We start from the raw sequence: 16,081 nt of genomic DNA on the forward strand, positions 1-16,081 counted from the left end.
GTTGGTAGTCGGTGTGGCAGGGGTTGTGTTCCCCGGCTCAGGGGACGACGATGCTGCCGCTGCAACTCGTGGACGGGATGCTCCAGAGTGCGTTGCGGTTGACCGCCCCGAAGGTGACGTTGACGCGGCCCTTGCCGATCTGGTTGACGGGGATCACGAAGTAGTGAACACCCTGGTAGGGCGGGTTCACACGGACGTTGCTGACCTTCGAACCCCGCTTGCCGGTGGTGAGGTTGTGCCAGTCCAGACGTGCCGAGGACTGGTAACCGCCGGGGAAGTAGCTGGTGAAGTCGGTGGCGATGTAGGCGTTGCCGGCGTAGGTGCTCACGATGGTGCGTCTCGCCAGGAACGGGACGTCGACGACGTTGGGGCTCAGGCCCACGCAGTTCGACAGCGGGTATTCGCGCGTCACCGCGCTCGCGTCGCCGGTGGCGGCGACGCCGAGGCCTGCGGCCGAGGTCAGTGCGATGGCGGCGGCGGCCAACCGGGTGATCGTCTTCGTGCCGGGCATGTGTCGACTCCCTGGTTGGTGACGGTGATCGTGTGACGCGGTCATCGGCCAGTTTCTCGCAGAAAGCCCGTTTCGTGTGGGTTTCGGCGCGGCGCGTTCATTCGCTCGGCCGACACGCCGGTCACCGGAGGTGGCTGGAGATTTCGTCGGCGGCCTGTCGCGTGGCCTCGCCGAGCCGACGGAGTTCGTCCACCCCGAGGGTCCTGTTCGGGCAGACGACGATCGCCGCGACCACGCGCTGGGCGGCGTCGAAGACGGGTGCGCCGATGGTGACCACGGGGACACCTGTGCCGTCGGTCGCGCAGGCGTCGATCTCCTCGGGCAGGTAGTCGATGACGGACAGTTCGGTGAGCAGGTCGCCGACCCTCGCGCGCAGGGTGTCCGACATGGTGTCGAGGGAGCTGAGGGCCTCGATCATCGCCACGTGGTCGTCGGTCATCCGCTCGATCGAATAGCCGCGTTCGGCGACGACGTCGAGCACCATGCGGAGGCGGGTCCGGGTGGATTCGGCGGCCTGCGCGATCCAGGTCGATCGGGTCTCGTCCGGGTCGAACGCGATGAACTCCCGGCAGATCGGCGGACGCAACCGGATACGGCTGCCGTTGCGCAACCAGGGATGTTGCGCGGTCTCCGGAGCGAGGTGGGCCGGGAAGGCGTGCGACGCGAGGGTCACCGCGTCCGCGGAGGTCCGCCGGGCGACGAAGCACGGGAGATCGAACCGATCACACAGCTCGCGCGCCGCCGACGCGGCCCAGCGGACGAGGTGGTCCGCGCCGTCGGCGTTCCGGACGAGACCGACCAGGGCCGGACCGACGGCGAAGGTGCCCGCGGACGGGTCTCGGATCAGCCATCCGCAGTCGACGAGTTCGGAGACCACGGCGTGCGCGGTGGCGCGCGACATCGAGGTCTGGCGAACGATCTCGGCCAACGTCAGGGACGGCTGCCCGGCGCCCGCGAGGAGTTCGACGATGCGCACGACCCGTGCCGTCGGCGGCGATGCCGCGCGAACCGGTTGACGCGCGTCGGAGAGGTCACCTACGGTTTGTGTCACATTGTCAACATCTAGTGTCGAATATTCGACATGTCAAGGGGGTTGCTCGGGTGACCGTCACCATCGACGCCGGCGACGGCCGTCGCCACAATGAGGCCGGCGACGATCGTCGCCACAATCGCGGCTACGAGCTGTCGCACCTTGCGGCGCTCGAAGCCGAATCGGTGCACATCTTCCGTGAGGTTGCCGCGACCTTCGAGCGGCCGGGCCTGCTGTTCTCCGGCGGCAAGGACTCGGTGGTGATGTTCCACCTGGCCCGTAAGGCCTTCTGGCCGGCGCCGATTCCGTTCCCGCTCATGCACGTCGACACCGGGCACAACTTCGACGAGGTGATCGAGTATCGCGACCGAGTGGTCGCCGACACCGGGGTCCGTCTGATCGTGAGTTCGGTGCAGGACGACATCGATGCCGGGCGGGTCGTGGAGCAGACCGGACCGGGTGCCAGCCGCAACCGGCTGCAGACGACTGCGCTGTTGCGCGGTATCACCGAGAACCGTTTCGACGCCGTGTTCGGCGGGGCCCGTCGCGACGAGGAGAAGGCGCGCGCGAAGGAACGGGTGTTCAGCTTCCGCGACGAGTTCGGTGCGTGGAACCCGCGCGAGCAACGACCCGAACTGTGGCGGCTCTACAACGGCCGCCACGCCAAGGGCGAACACATCCGGGTCTTCCCGCTGTCGAACTGGACCGAACTCGACATCTGGCAGTACATCGCTGCCGAGGACATCGACCTGCCGCCGATCTACTATGCGCATCAGCGCGAGGTGATCCCGCGCGACGGCATGCTGCTTGCGAAAACCCGTTTCCTGCAGGAGCTTCCGGGTGAAGAGGTACGGACTGAGACCGTCCGGTTCCGGACCGTCGGCGACGCCACCTGTACCGGATGCGTGCTGTCGGGGGCGGACGACGTGCAGAAGGTGATCGAGGAGATCGAGGTGACCCGGGTGACCGAGCGCGGCGCCACGCGTGCCGACGACCGGATCTCCGAGTCGGGCATGGAAGACCGCAAGAAGGAAGGCTACTTCTGATGGGGGACCTCAACGTCGCCGGCGGTGCGACCGAGATGCTGCGTCTGGCGACCGCGGGCTCGGTCGACGACGGCAAGTCGACACTCATCGGCCGGCTCCTCTACGACTCGAAGGCGATCTTCACCGATCAGCTCGAGTCGATCGAGCGCACCAGCGCCGAACGCGGTGACGAGTACGCGAACCTCGCGTTGCTGACCGACGGGCTGCGCGCCGAACGTGAGCAGGGCATCACCATCGACGTCGCCTACCGGTATTTCGCCACGCCCAGGCGGAAGTTCATCATCGCCGACACGCCGGGTCACGTGCAGTACACGCGCAACATGGTGACCGGCGCATCGACGGCCGATCTGGCGATGATCCTCATCGACGCGCGCAAGGGGGTGCTGGAGCAGACGCGGCGGCACGCGTTCCTGTCATCGCTGCTCGGCATCCCGCATCTGACGGTCTGTGTGAACAAGATGGACCTCGTCGACTGGTCGCAGGAACGATTCGACGAGATCTGCGCCGACTTCGTCGATTTCGCGACCAAGCTCAACGTCGTCGACCTGACCTTCATCCCGGTGTCGGCACTGCGGGGCGACAACGTCGTCGAACAGTCCGCGGCGATGCCGTGGTACGAGGGGCGTCCGCTCCTGAATCATCTCGAGCACGTCTACATCGCATCCGACCGCAACCTGATCGACACCCGCCTGCCCGTGCAGTACGTGATCCGGCCGCAGCGCAGCGACGGCGCCGATCACCGCGCCTATGCCGGCACGGTCGCGGGCGGTGTGTTGACGCGCGGTGACGAGATCGTGGTCCTGCCCAGCGGTTTCAGTACCACCATCACCGAGATCTGGGCGCCGGGAGGGCAGCGGGTCGACGAGGCGTTCGCCTCGATGGCCGTGTCCGTCGAACTCGCCGATGAGATCGACATCGTGCGCGGTGACATGCTGGCACGACCCAACAACCGCCCGTATGTGGGCCGCGAACTGGACGCGATGGTGTGCTGGTTCGCCGACGACGCCGAACTTCGACCGGGGAACAGGTATCAGCTGCTCTGTGGCACCCGGTTGACCCGAGCGCAGGTGAACGGACTCAACTACCGGCTCGACGTCAACTCGCTGCACCGCGACGAGAAGGCGGAGGGGCTGGCGCTCAACGAGATCGGACGTGTCGCCCTGCACACCCAGGAGCCGGTGACCTTCGACTCCTACCGCCGCAACCGCGACACGGGCAGCTTCATCCTGATCGACGAGGCCACCAATCGCACCGTCGGCGCGGGGATGATCACCGCGCCGGTGAGCCACGACAGTCACGTCGTGTGGCAGGCCACGAAGGTCACCCGTGAGCACCGTCCGCATCGGGGTGCCACGATCTGGCTGACGGGTCTGTCGGGCTCGGGCAAGTCGTCGCTGGCGGTCGAGCTCGAGCGGCGCTTCGTCGCAGAGGGCCGCCCGGCGTACCTGATGGACGGTGACAACCTGCGGCACGGGCTGAACTCGGATCTGGGGTTCTCCGACGACGACCGGCGCGAGAACATCCGGCGGACCAGTGAGGTGGCGGCACTGTTCGCCGATTCGGGGTCGGTGGCGATCGTGTCGCTCATCAGTCCCTTCGCCGAGGAACGGCAGCGGGCCCGGGAGATCCACGCCGAGCGCGGACTGCCGTTCTTCGAGATCTTCGTCGACACCCCACTCGCGGAGTGCGAGCGACGCGATCCGAAGGGGTTGTACGACCGCGCACGCCGGGGCGAGATCAGTCAGTTCACCGGTATCGACTCGCCGTATGAGCGGCCGTCGAGTCCGGATCTGCTCATCACCCCCGACGACGGTCCGCCGTCCGAGGTCGCCGACCTGGTGCTGCGTAACCTGGGACTGTGAGCGTGCGGAGCGCCGTCTCCGCGCCATGCGGTACCCGACCGAGAGGAAACACCGTGACCGACGATCGTGTTCTGGCCGGCGAACTGGCCACCGCCGCAGGCGAACTCCTGCTCGACATCCGGCGTACCAGCGGATTGACCGGCAAAGAGCTCGGTCAGGAGGGGGACCGTCGGTCCGACGAGTTCATCCTCGGGCGTCTCGCAAAGGAGCGGCCGGACGATGCCGTGCTGTCGGAGGAGTCGGCCGACGACAGGTCGCGGCTGTCGGCGTCGCGCGTGTGGATCATCGATCCCGTCGACGGCACCCGCGAGTACGGGACGTACGAACCCGGTGGCGGCCGCACGGACTGGGCCGTGCACGTTGCGCTCTGGTCGGCCGACGAGGGGTTGATCGCGGGCGCCGTGGCGCTGCCTGCGCTCGGGGTGACTTACCTCGACGACGGTTCGGTCGTCGAACCTGTCGAGGGGCTGGCGTCCCGGCCGCGGACCGGTGTCCCGCGCGTCGTGGTGAGCAGTTCGCGACCACCGGCCTTTGCCGACGAGGTGGCGGCCGCGATGGCCGGTGAGGTGTTGCCGATGGGGTCTGCGGGTGCCAAGGCGATGGCGGTCGTGCGCGGCGAGGCCGACGCCTATGTCCACGCGGGCGGTCAGTACGAGTGGGATTCGGCCGCACCCGTGGCCGTCGCGACGGCGAAGGGCCTGTGGTGCGGGCGGATCGACGGGTCACCGCTCGTCTACAACAACGAGGACACCTACCTGCCCGACCTCGTCATCTGCCGGCCCGAGTTCACCGAGGTGATCCTCACGGTCACCACCGAGGGCGCCGGCGGCTGAGCCCTGCGCCCCACGAGCCGTCAGTTGTGGATGATCTCGTCCTTCATCGATCCGATGACCGACTGGACGGTGCTCTCGGGCTCCGCGTTGCACAGGAGGAGTACGAGCGTCGCCACCAGGACGGGATTCTTCGTCACGCCGTTGGCCTTGACGATCGCGGTCTGGGTCGGCTTGTCGCGGGTCGCGTACTCCCGGCAGGTGATGGTCGCGGAATCCGGGGGTGGCGGCACCTCGACGGTGGGAGTCGTCGTGCGCGGCGGCCGGGAGTAGGTCGTCGTCGAAGGATCGAGTGGGCCGTAGTCGCCGTCGGGTGCCGTGCTCGACGCGGTCGTCGGTGTCGTCGGTGTCGAGCTGAGGTCCGAGAGTGCCGCGACCGGGCGCCCATCGGTGCTGCAGCCGGCCAGTGCCACGGCGATGAGCATCGCCGTGGCTGCTGCACGGATACCCGGTCTTGTTGAGTGCGGCGTGATCACGAAATCCCCCGAATGGTCGTCCACATCGTCGGAGCGCATCGTATCCGAGAGCTGTCGGTGACAGCGGCCAGCTGTCCACAGGGCTCGGCCCCGCCCGCTCAGTGCGTGACGACGATCTTGATCACGACGATCGCGGTCGCCACCAGCGTGACCGCACCGGCGCTGAGGAGCGTTGTCCGGCTGGGTCGTTCGTTGTTGAGTCGATCGATGACGAAGACCGTGCCACCGATACGCAGCAGGATCACGATCTCCGCCACGAGCTGGGCGGTACGCGGTTCGATCCAACCGATCAGGCCGATCAGCAGGATCGCGCAGGGCAGGAGCGCCGAGGTCAGGATAGGCACCGAGTCGCGCAGATGACCGAGCACCGTCGATCTCGTGGGCTGCGTCGTTCCGTCGGAGACCCGGCGGGCGACGCCCTCGGCGAAGACGTGCGCGATGAACGTCGACGCCGCGGTGCCGGCGAGGATCGCGATACCGACGAAGTCGTCATGGACGTGCAGCGGGATGAGGACGGCAAGGATCAGGATGTTGCCGTAGATGTACGCGCTGATCCGCTGAGCGGCGTGCTTGCGGTCGAGCGGGTTGTCCCGGCTGAACAGCGGCCCGTGCAGCAGGGTCCACGGACGGTTGCTCATGGGTGCCGAAACTATCAGCGCGGGACCAGCTCGGCGACAACTGCGGCGATGGTGTCGTCCGGCCGGCTCAGACAGACGGTCGCGGCCACCGTCGCCACCTGCTTCGCGTTCGCGGTCACGTCCAGGTCGGTCAGCACCGCCGACCGCTCGGCGTCGTCGAGCTCGCGGAACTGCGCGCAGGTCATCGTCGACGCGGTGCCGGTGCCGGAACCGGAACCGCGCGACGGTGACGCCGCAGTCCGTGAGGTGGCCGGCGAGGTGGCGGTGGTCTCGGTACCCGTGGTCTCGGAGCCGGTCGCCTCGGTGGATATCTCGGTGCTGCTCGCCGACGTGGCGGACTCGGGTGCGGGTTCGGCGTCGCCGGAGGAGCACGCCCCTGCCGTGAGCACCACCAGCGCGGTCATCGCCAGGCCGGCGGCGAGCCGGGTCGGACGGGAACTGCGGGCGGGTATGGACATGCAGGGCTCCTCGTGGACTGTGTTGTGGGGGTGGCTCGATGGGCGGTCGGGGTGGTTCGTGGCTTCGACTCGGCTCCTCGCTTCGCTCGGTGCCGGCTCAACCAGCGGATGGGGTCGAGACCCGGCCGGGATGGGTGGGCGCTCAGCGCATGAGACCGGAAAGGACGCCCGAGATGGCCGCCCGGACATCCGCGGTCTCGATGCGCATGAGGTCGTCCTGGCTGAGTGCGTCGAAATCGCCTGTGGTGCTGAGTCGGAACTCGCGCTCCTCTTCCGCCGCCTCGATGATGTTGCGGATGAACCGGCCGTTGCCGGCGAGGTCGGTGGCGCGTCGTGTGGTGCCCCGGTGCTCGCGGACGTCGTGGTAGAGCGGGGCACACGCCTGCTCGATCTCGACCATCGCCTCGCTGGTCAACGACGAATCACGCTTGCGTGCAATGAATTCCGCGATACGCGCAAGCTCGTCGGGCGTGTAGGAGTCGAAGCGTACGCGTCGGGCGAAGCGTGACGCCAGGCCGTCGTTGGACGCGAGGAACCGGTCGATCTCGGAGTCGTAACCGGCGATGATGACGACCAGCCGGTCACGGTCGTCCTCCATCCGCGCCAGCAGGGTGTCGACGGCTTCACGGCCGAATGCGTCGCCACCGGACAACCCCTGCTGGATCAGGGTGTAGGCCTCGTCGATGAACAGGACGCCGTCCATGGCGGAGTCGATCAGTGCCGAGGTCTTGATCGCCGTGCTGCCGAGGTGTTCGCCGACCATGTCGCGACGAGTCGCCTCCACCACCTTGTCGGACTTGATGAACCCGAGGCCGCAGTAGATCTTGGCGACGATGCGCGCGACCGTGGTCTTGCCGGTGCCGGGCGGGCCGGTGAAGGCGAGATGCAGGCTGCGCGCCGACGTCGACAACCCGCGGTCGGCCCGGACCTTCGCCAGGGTCGCGGTGGACTGGAGCTTGGCCACCTGCTGCTTGACCGATTCGAGTCCGATCTGCTCGGTCAGCTCGCGCTGCGCCTCCGTCACCAGGGAACTCTGCTCGCCGGGGTCCCCGGACCCGGCCACCAGTGTCTCGGCCCGGTCGGGCACCGACTTCGGGTCCCAGCGGTCGGTGCGTTCGGCGATCTGCTCGGGCGTCGTGGCGGTCACGCGCAAGGAGGGCGACCGGATGGCCTCCGCGGCGGCCGCCAGCGACGGGTCACGCGCGTAGGCCTGCTCGAACATCGACTTGGCCTTCTCCTCGTGGCCCTGCTCGCGCAGCGCGAGGCCGTAGACGAACATCGCCTGCGTCGAACACGCCGCGATCGGGCCGTCGACCGCGTTCTGCAGGCGCCGCATGCCCTCGCCGAGCATGCCGAGATGCACGCACGACGTCCCGGCCATGAAGTCGGCGACGGCTTGCATGTAGGGATCGTTCCACCGGTCGGACCTGGTGAGCGAGGTCAGGACGTCGGGCCAGCGTTGGGTGGCGAAGTGCAGGAAAGCGCGCACGAAGTCCACGATCGGGACGCGGTGGGCCGGGGGCACCTCGTCGAGGACCTCTTCGGCGCCGGCGAAGTCCGCACCGCGGACCAGGCTGGCCGCGTAGGCCGCGGTCGCCTCGACGGCGTTCGACGCCGGGAAGTCGATCATCATGCCCGTGTACCAGCGCCCCGCGATCGTGCCGGGAGGGAGTCCGAGCCGGCGCTGCTCCGCCCCGATCGATCCGCGTGCGCGGTAGAGGCCCAGCAGGACCTCGTTGCTGTTGTCGCCGCAGGCGAGCCTGCCGATCCAGGCGTCGCCCAGGGACGGGTCCCATTCGGTCGCACGGGTGAAGGCCTTGGCGGCCTGGGCGGGATTGTCGACGGGTTCCTGGCCTTCGACGGGGATGTTCAGGGACAGGACACCGAGTTCGAAGAGCGCCCTCGCCTTGCGGACATCGGCCATCGCTTCCCCCTGTGTCGTCCCACCCCGGCACGGAGTCCCCGGTGATGATCTCCGTGGGTGCATCCCGTGCGGTCGCCGGAGACAGACTATCGCTAGACCGGTCGGAGATCGGGCGCAGATCTCCCAGGGTCCGGACCCGACGGTCAGGCCGTCGGTCCGCACGCTCACCGCCCCGGCGGCCGGAACCGCCCGCGCCCGCCTAGACTTGTCCGGGTGAGTGCCCAGGTGGATACCGTCTCAGCCGCTGCCCAGACCCCGGACCATCCGCAACCGTTCCGCGAACTCGGTCTCAAGGACGACGAGTACGCGCGTATCCGCGAGATACTGGGCCGCCGGCCCACCGACGCGGAACTCGCCATGTACTCGGTGATGTGGTCCGAGCACTGCAGCTACAAGTCGTCCAAGGTGCACCTGCGCTACTTCGGTGAGACCACCACCGACGAGATGCGCGCGAGCATGCTCGCCGGTATCGGCGAGAACGCCGGTGTCGTCGACATCGGTGACGGCTGGGCGGTGACCTTCAAGGTCGAGTCGCACAACCACCCCAGCTATGTCGAGCCCTACCAGGGCGCCGCCACCGGAGTCGGCGGGATCGTGCGGGACATCATGGCGATGGGTGCACGCCCGATCGCGGTGATGGACCAGCTGCGTTTCGGCCCGGCCGACGCCCCGGACACCCGACGTGTCGTCGACGGCGTGGTGCGCGGCGTGGGCGGCTACGGCAACTCCCTCGGCCTGCCGAACGTCGGCGGCGAGACCGTCTTCGACGCCAGCTACGCCGGCAACCCGCTCGTCAACGCGCTGTGCGCGGGCGTGCTGCGCACCGAGGACCTGCACCTGGCCTTCGCCTCGGGCGCGGGCAACAAGATCATCCTGTTCGGCGCGCGTACCGGCCTCGACGGCATCGGTGGCGTGTCGGTGCTGGCGTCGGAGACCTTCGACGATTCCGACGGTTCCGGCCCCAACCGGAAGAAGCTGCCGAGCGTGCAGGTGGGCGACCCGTTCACCGAGAAGGTGCTCATCGAGTGCTGTCTCGAGCTCTACCACGCGGGACTCGTCGTGGGCATCCAGGATCTCGGCGGAGCCGGTTTGTCGTGCGCAACCAGCGAACTCGCCGCGGCGGGCGACGGCGGCATGCACATCGACCTGGAGAAGGTGCCGATGCGCGCCGAGGGCATGACCCCGGCGGAGGTCCTCTCCAGCGAGTCACAGGAACGCATGTGCGCGGTCGTGACGCCGGAGAACGTCGAGAAGTTCCTCGAGGTCTGTCGCAAGTGGGACGTCCTCGCGACCGTCATCGGCGAGGTCACCGACGGCGATCAGCTGGTCATCACCTGGCACGGGGAGACCGTCGTCGACGTGCCGCCGCGCACCGTGGCCCACGACGGCCCGGTCTACGAGCGCCCGGTGGCGCGACCGGACTGGCAGGACACCGTCATCGCGTCGACCACCGAGCCGCTGCAGCGGCCGAGCACGCCCGACCAGCTGCGCGAGACGCTGCTGGCCATGCTCGCCTCGCCGGCGCTGTGCAGCCGCAAGTTCATCACCGACCAGTACGACCGGTACGTGCGCGGCAACACCGTCCTCGCCGAGCACGCGGACTCGGGGATGATCCGCATCGACGAGGAGTCCGGACGCGGAATCGCGCTGGCGACCGACGCGTCGGGCCGCTACACCTTCCTCGATCCCTACCGCGGCGCGCAGCTCGCGCTGGCCGAGGCCTACCGCAACGTCGCCGTCTCCGGTGCGACGCCCAAGGCCGTCACCAACTGCCTCAACTTCGGCTCCCCCGAAGACCCGGCGGTCATGTGGCAGTTCCAGCAGGCGGTCCGCGGACTCGCCGACGGCTGTGCGCAGCTCGGCATCCCGGTCACCGGCGGCAATGTGAGCTTCTACAACCAGACGGGGGCGACGCCGATCCTGCCGACCCCGGTGATCGGCGTCCTCGGTGTCATCGACGACGTGCATCGCCGTATCCCGACCGGCATCGGGACCGAGCCCGGCGAGACGCTCATCCTGCTGGGGGAGACCCTCGACGAGTTCGACGGGTCGATCTGGGCGCAGGTCAGCCACGATCATCTCGGTGGTGTTCCGCCGCAGGTCGATCTCGAGCGCGAACGCCTGCTCGCCGACATCCTGGCCGCATCGTCGCGCGACGGATTGATCTCTGCGGCACACGATCTCAGCGAGGGTGGACTCATCCAGACCGTCGTCGAGGCCGCCCTGGCCGGTGAGACCGGATGCCGGATCCTGCTGCCCGAGGACGCCGACCCGTTCGTCTGGCTGTTCTCCGAGTCCGCGGGCCGCGTACTGGTCGCCGTGCCGCGCACGGAGGAGTCACGGTTCACCGCGATGCTCGACGCCCGCACGATGCCGTGGACGCGGATCGGTGTGGTCGACCAGGGCAGCGATGCGGTCGAGGTCCAGGACTACTTCTCCGTGCCCCTCGCCGAACTCCGCGAGGTACACGAGGGCACGCTCCCGGCGCTGTTCGGCGACGCCGTCTAGTTGCACCCCGCAACGTTCGCGCCTGCGAGGATTCCTTTGTACGTCAATGGAATCAATATCGTTTGCAGACGTGTCGTGCCCGGTGACGGTCGGTTACGCTCCTTGAGTTCTCTGACAGAGTCGAAAGGGCGCAGATGAGCTACCCCCATGATCCGAACCAGCCGCCGAACTACGGCGCGGGTGGTTACGGACAGCAGCCGTACGGTGGATTCCCGGGCGGGAACCCGGCCGGCCCGGAGCCGGACAACAACCTCGTGTGGGCGATCCTGTCGACGGTGCTGTGCTGTCTGCCGCTCGGGATCGTGTCGATCGTGAAGTCGACGTCGGTCAGCAAGCTGTGGGCGGCCGGCGATTACGCCGGTGCGCAGAAGGCTGCCGACGAAGCCAAGAAGTGGGCGATGTGGAGTGCGATCTCGTCGGTCGTCATCTGGGTCTTGATTGTCATCGTCTATGTCATCTTCTTCGTCATCCTCCTCGGCGCCTCCGCGTCCACGTCCACGTACTGAGCGCTTCGAGAGAGCCGTCCTCGGACGGGTGTCGGCTCTCTCGTCGCATCGGTACATCGGGCCGGCGACCGTCGTCGCCGGTACCGGGTTGGTTTGTGCGGCAGTGTGGTTCGGCGACCCCACGACACCGGGCGGCGCCCTGCCGGTGTGTCCGACCAAGCTGATCTTCGGGGTGACGTGTCCGGGATGTGGGTCGCTGCGGGCGATCTACTCGCTCCTGCACGGTGATGTCCCGGCCGCCCTGCACTACAACGCCGTCGGGGTGCTCGCGATGGGGTTGCTGCTCTTCGCCTTCGGCGCCTACTGCGTGCGTTTGTGGACCGGTCGCCGGGTTCGCAGCTGGCAGCACCTCAGGCACTCGGGTGTCGTCGTGCTCGTGGTCGTCCTGGCCTGGTTCGTGGTCCGGAACATCCCGGTCGAACCGTTCTGGTCACTCCACGTCTGAGCGCCCGGTGGCGCCGCGGATCCAGCGGATCAGGCGCGAGCCGGAATCGCGCACGGGACCGTCGAGATCGAGCGTCGCCAGGGCCTCGGGATCATCGGTCGTGATCTGATCGACCCTCAACTCCAGCAGCCTTCTGATGTCCGGGACGACGCGTGGTCCGACCCGCGTCACCGTGTACCCGTCGACGAGACGACCGCGTTCGTGGAACGCGCCGATGAGATCGTGACCGCGACGATCGGCAGCCAGGATCAATCGATTCTCCAGGTACACCATCTCGGCATCCGGCGACGCCGCCACCGCTCGGTCGACGAAACCGTCGAAGTCCCCGGACCGGATCGCCGCCTCGGCGGCACCGTGATGGCAAGGGTCGTAACCGATCCGGATACCCGGCGCGGCAGAGGTCAGCGTCTCGACCGCAGCGGCGTCGCCGCACGACAGGATGTAGTGCCGTGCGTGGGGCGCAACGCTGCGGGCGAACATCGCCACGGCCGCGGGATCGAGGGCGGCATCGTCCTCTTTGAAGTCGAGCTGGAGCGAGGCGGTGGGCGCGATGTCGACGCCGTCGAAGAGCTCGGTCAGATCCTCGAGCAGGAGAACGCGGTCGTCGATGGGGTGGCCGCTGTTGTCCCGCAGGTACAGGCCGCGCAGATACGACGCCGGGAGTGCCGACACCGCACCGGTACCGGTGGTGGCGTCCTCGACCGTGCGGTCGTGCAGTACGGCGAAACCCCGGTCGGCGTGGATCACCAGGTCGATCTCGATGCTCGCGCCCAGACGCATGCCCTCGACGATGCGAGTCGAGGTGAACGCCGGGTCGTCGGCGCGACGCCGGCCGCGGTGCCATTTGAGCATCGTCCGATGCCCGCCGCGGTCGATGTGGATCGGGGCGGCAGCGGGGTTCTGGGGCGACGTGGCAGTCACCCTGCTGACCTTAGCGGTGCGCATCTCGTGGAATCGGCACGCCGAAGTTGGAACGTGTTCTAGTTTGGTTCGCATGACATTGCGCGTGGTCGAGTGGTCGACCGGAACCGTCGGACGACATGCCATCGCCGGGATCGATGCCCGGCCCGACCTCGAACTCGTGGGGGTGTGGGTGTCCGACCCGGCGAAGGTCGGCAAGGACGCCGGTGAGCTGGCCGGCCTGGATCGCGAGCTGGGTGTCGCCGCAACGAACGACCGCGATGCCCTGATCGCCCTGCGGCCGGACTGCATCGTGCACACGGCCATGACCGATGATCGCGTCATGGAGTCGATCGAGGACCTGATCTTCTTCGTGGAGAACGGGATCAACGTGGTGTCGAGCGGGCCGGTGGTCCTGCAGTTCCCGAAGGGCATCCTGCCCGACTCGCTACTGGAACGGATCTCCGAAGCCGGTAAGGCGGGCAACGCGAGTCTGCACGTCAACGGCATCGACCCGGGCTTCGCCAACGACGTGCTGCCGCTGGCCATGACGAGCCTGTCGCAGCGGATCGACGAGGTGCGCTGTCAGGAGATCGCCGACTACTCGACCTACTACCAGCCGGTCGTCATGCGGGACCTGTTCGGCTTCGGGCAACCCCTGGACACCACGCCGCTGATCTTCGCGCCGGGCATCCTGTCCATGGGGTGGGGGAGCGTCGTGCGACAGATCGCTGCCGGACTCGACCTCGTGCTCGACGAGCCGCTCGTCGAACGCGTCGAGCGGGTGGAGGCCGATCGCGACTACTCCACGGTGTCCGTCGAGATCCCGAAGGGGACGATGGCCGCGGTGCGGTTCGAGGTCGTGGGCCAGGTCGATGGCGTGGATCGCGTTGTGCTGGAGCACTACACCCGTACCCATCCCGATCAGTGCCCCGACTGGCCGTCCCCGAACCAGGGTGACGGCTGCTACCGCATCGCGATCTCCGGCGAACCCGAGATGTCCGTCGAGTTCGGGCATCACGGCGAGAACGGCGATCACAACGTGTCCGGCATGATCGTCACCGCGATGCGACTGGTCAATTCCGTTGCCGCAGTGGTCGATGCGAGGCCCGGACTTGTCACTGCACTCGATCTGCCGCTTGTGACGGGCCGGGGGCTCTTCGCGCAGAAGTAGCCCCTGCGGCCGATGGTGGTCAGTTCTCGGCGCTGCGGGTCAGTGGGTGGCGAGGAGCGTCGTGAGGTGTGCTTCGACGAGGGAGGGCCGGGGTTGGGATGGTCCGGGTCGTGGTGGTCGGATGTCGATGACGTGGCTGATGTTCAGCCATGAGTGGCGCGCGTCTTGGGGGTGTGGCGTCTCGGGGCGTTGCTGATCGTCGGACCGGGTTGGTGGTCCGTGGATCTCGTCGCGCACGGTGTTCAGATGTTCTGCGAATCGCTGGGGTATGTCGGGTCGGCGGTTGATCTGTTCGGGGTTGGGTGGCGCGCCGGGTTCGGCGTTGAGCTGCCAAGCGCAGCGGCCTTCGTCGGGTCCTGACTGTTCGATGTGGGTGGTGTACTGGCCGGGCTGGTCACTGACCATCCGGTTGTGGCGCGGGCAGGCGGGGGCGAGCTGGTCGATGTCGGTGAGACCACCTTTGGCCCAATCCTTGTGGGCGTGATGGATCTCGACGTGGGTGGCGGGTTGGTCGCAGCCGGGCGCGGAGCAGACCTCGCCGTCGGGGCGGGCGAAGGAGACGAGGCGTTGTGCGCGGGTGGCGAGACGTTTGCCGCGCCCGAAGTACAGCGGCACGGCCGTGTGGTTCTTGAAGATCGCCAACCACGGTTGAACATCGGCGGCCGTCGCGGCGAGGTCGATGAGGTCGGGGATGGGCATCAGGGTGCCGGTGGCGGTGGTCGCGAGCCCGGCTTCACGGACGAGGTCGCTCAGGTCGGCTTTGATGATCAGCTGCACGGGTAGCCCGCGGTGCGATCTCCCGAGCAGCCCGTCCTCGAAGACAGCCTTCAGTAGCGCGTTGAGCGCGTCGTGGTTGATCTGGGCGGGGGTGCGGTCGTCGCGTTCGGCCGCGGCGGCGAGAACGTCGGGGTCGGCGTCGTCGACTGAGCCGGTCGGCGAGTGCGGGTCGCCTGGGTTGTTCATGCCGGGCTTGGCCCAGACGGCGAGCAACATCGTGACGCGGGCGGCGAGTTCGGGCGTCAATGTGGCTGTCATCTTCGCGGTGCCGTCGGCGCGTTGCCGGTTGACCCACAGGTTGCGGCGCCTCTTCCGTTCGGAATCGTCGGTGAGGGTGCCGTCGGGATCGAGGTGGGCAAGCAACCGTGCGCCGAGTTGGGTGATGTCGGCAGGTGTGTGGTCGACGGCGATCTCGGCCATCTGCCGTTCCGCAGCGACTTTCACATCGTGGTCGACAGCGTTCGGGATGTGGTCGAGGACATCGATGACGGCCTGGACGTGTGCGGTGCCGACAGTCCCAGCGGCGAATGCTTCGGCCAGGGTGGGGTGTTCGGGTTCCAGACGGTCGCCGTTGAGGCAGGTGAGGGTGGCGGTGGCATTGAGGTGTTTGCGCCGCCGCGTCGGGTTGGTGATGCGGAGGCGGTGGTTCATGAACTGGGTGAGGGTGCGGTACCCGGTCTTGCGAGGAAGGTCGCGAGCCTCAGCTTCGGCGACTTGCCGGTCGCCGGCGAAAGTGGTTCGAGCGACGGCGCGCTCGGTTGCGGCGGCGACCTCGATCAATTCTTCGTCGGTGCACTGGGACAGATCGACGGTCTGCAGTTCGTCAAGGATCGCGTGCAGCTCGGCCATCAACTCGACGGCACGCGGTTGCGGCGCCACCGACTCGTCGTCGACATGTGTCGTGTCGGCCATGACGGTCACCCCCGAGAACCGTTGCTGCGAATGTACGTTCGAGTGTACACGAGTTCGGCTCGAGTGGCTGCGAGAATCCTTGTC

At 67.9% G+C, this 16,081-nt stretch carries 15 protein-coding genes; 7 read left to right on the top strand and 8 right to left on the bottom strand.

Annotated elements, in window-relative coordinates; translation table 11 throughout:
* Nucleotides 1-37 precede the first annotated feature (37 nt).
* On the bottom strand, nt 38-511 hold the full coding sequence (locus ACFW3F_RS02280) for a hypothetical protein (RefSeq protein WP_388053906.1): 474 nt from the start codon (nt 509-511) through the stop codon (nt 38-40).
* Nucleotides 512-632: 121 nt separating this feature from the next.
* The gene (locus tag ACFW3F_RS02285) at nt 633-1,562 is read right to left on the bottom strand and encodes an IclR family transcriptional regulator (protein ID WP_388053908.1); all 930 of its coding nucleotides are present in this window, start codon (nt 1,560-1,562) and stop codon (nt 633-635) included.
* 50 nt (nt 1,563-1,612) lie between these two features.
* Here ACFW3F_RS02285 and cysD point away from each other — a divergent pair, with 50 nt between their 5' ends.
* From cysD to ACFW3F_RS02300, 3 genes are read left to right on the top strand one after another with little or no spacing between them, the layout of a single operon-like run.
* Nucleotides 1,613-2,587 carry a sulfate adenylyltransferase subunit CysD gene (gene cysD, locus ACFW3F_RS02290; RefSeq protein ID WP_388053910.1) on the top strand — a complete coding sequence of 325 codons (975 nt, stop codon included), beginning with the start codon at nt 1,613-1,615 and terminating at the stop codon, nt 2,585-2,587.
* Entirely contained in the window at nt 2,587-4,449 is a 1,863-nt protein-coding gene (cysC, locus tag ACFW3F_RS02295; RefSeq protein WP_388053912.1) for an adenylyl-sulfate kinase, read from the top strand. Before cysD ends, cysC begins: the two co-directional genes overlap by 1 nt.
* 53 nt (nt 4,450-4,502) lie before the next feature.
* The gene (locus tag ACFW3F_RS02300) at nt 4,503-5,282 is read left to right on the top strand and encodes a 3'(2'),5'-bisphosphate nucleotidase CysQ (protein ID WP_388053914.1); all 780 of its coding nucleotides are present in this window, start codon (nt 4,503-4,505) and stop codon (nt 5,280-5,282) included.
* A gap of 20 nt (nt 5,283-5,302) precedes the next feature.
* On the opposite strand, the gene ACFW3F_RS02305 is transcribed toward ACFW3F_RS02300, so the two are convergent.
* The 4 genes from ACFW3F_RS02305 to eccA form a co-directional block, all read right to left on the bottom strand.
* Nucleotides 5,303-5,794 (bottom strand): hypothetical protein, encoded by a 492-nt coding sequence (locus ACFW3F_RS02305; protein ID WP_388053916.1) that lies wholly within the window; start codon nt 5,792-5,794, stop codon nt 5,303-5,305.
* A gap of 59 nt (nt 5,795-5,853) precedes the next feature.
* Nucleotides 5,854-6,393 (bottom strand): hypothetical protein, encoded by a 540-nt coding sequence (locus tag ACFW3F_RS02310; protein WP_388053918.1) that lies wholly within the window; start codon nt 6,391-6,393, stop codon nt 5,854-5,856.
* Between the two features lie 14 nt (nt 6,394-6,407).
* Entirely contained in the window at nt 6,408-6,851 is a 444-nt protein-coding gene (locus ACFW3F_RS02315) for a hypothetical protein (RefSeq protein WP_388053920.1), read from the bottom strand.
* A gap of 142 nt (nt 6,852-6,993) precedes the next feature.
* A complete protein-coding gene (gene eccA / locus ACFW3F_RS02320) occupies nt 6,994-8,775 on the bottom strand; it encodes a type VII secretion AAA-ATPase EccA (protein ID WP_388053922.1) in 1,782 nt (593 codons plus the stop codon).
* Between the two features lie 213 nt (nt 8,776-8,988).
* Here eccA and purL point away from each other — a divergent pair, with 213 nt between their 5' ends.
* The 3 genes from purL to ACFW3F_RS02335 all read left to right on the top strand — a co-directional run bounded on the left by purL (nt 8,989) and on the right by ACFW3F_RS02335 (nt 12,234).
* Nucleotides 8,989-11,283 (top strand): phosphoribosylformylglycinamidine synthase subunit PurL, encoded by a 2,295-nt coding sequence (gene purL, locus ACFW3F_RS02325; protein ID WP_388053924.1) that lies wholly within the window; start codon nt 8,989-8,991, stop codon nt 11,281-11,283.
* 134 nt (nt 11,284-11,417) lie between these two features.
* Nucleotides 11,418-11,789: a CD225/dispanin family protein gene (locus tag ACFW3F_RS02330; protein ID WP_388053926.1), complete on the top strand. Its 372-nt coding sequence runs from the start codon at nt 11,418-11,420 to the stop codon at nt 11,787-11,789.
* A 28-nt stretch (nt 11,790-11,817) separates the two neighbouring features.
* Nucleotides 11,818-12,234: a DUF2752 domain-containing protein gene (locus ACFW3F_RS02335; protein WP_388053928.1), complete on the top strand. Its 417-nt coding sequence runs from the start codon at nt 11,818-11,820 to the stop codon at nt 12,232-12,234.
* Here ACFW3F_RS02335 and ACFW3F_RS02340 read toward each other — a convergent pair.
* On the bottom strand, nt 12,220-13,179 hold the full coding sequence (locus ACFW3F_RS02340; RefSeq protein WP_388053930.1) for a glycerophosphodiester phosphodiesterase: 960 nt from the start codon (nt 13,177-13,179) through the stop codon (nt 12,220-12,222). The two genes, ACFW3F_RS02335 and ACFW3F_RS02340, sit on opposite strands and share 15 nt — an antisense overlap.
* Nucleotides 13,180-13,228: 49 nt before the next feature.
* Between ACFW3F_RS02340 and ACFW3F_RS02345 the strand changes: the two genes are divergently transcribed.
* Nucleotides 13,229-14,308 (top strand): diacylglycerol kinase, encoded by a 1,080-nt coding sequence (locus ACFW3F_RS02345; protein WP_388053932.1) that lies wholly within the window; start codon nt 13,229-13,231, stop codon nt 14,306-14,308.
* Between the two features lie 39 nt (nt 14,309-14,347).
* On the opposite strand, the gene ACFW3F_RS02350 is transcribed toward ACFW3F_RS02345, so the two are convergent.
* Nucleotides 14,348-15,997 carry a DUF222 domain-containing protein gene (locus ACFW3F_RS02350; protein ID WP_388053934.1) on the bottom strand — a complete coding sequence of 550 codons (1,650 nt, stop codon included), beginning with the start codon at nt 15,995-15,997 and terminating at the stop codon, nt 14,348-14,350.
* Nucleotides 15,998-16,081 lie beyond the last annotated feature (84 nt).

Source organism: Gordonia sp. NPDC058843 (assembly GCF_042743165.1).
Taxonomy (GTDB): domain Bacteria; phylum Actinomycetota; class Actinomycetes; order Mycobacteriales; family Mycobacteriaceae; genus Gordonia.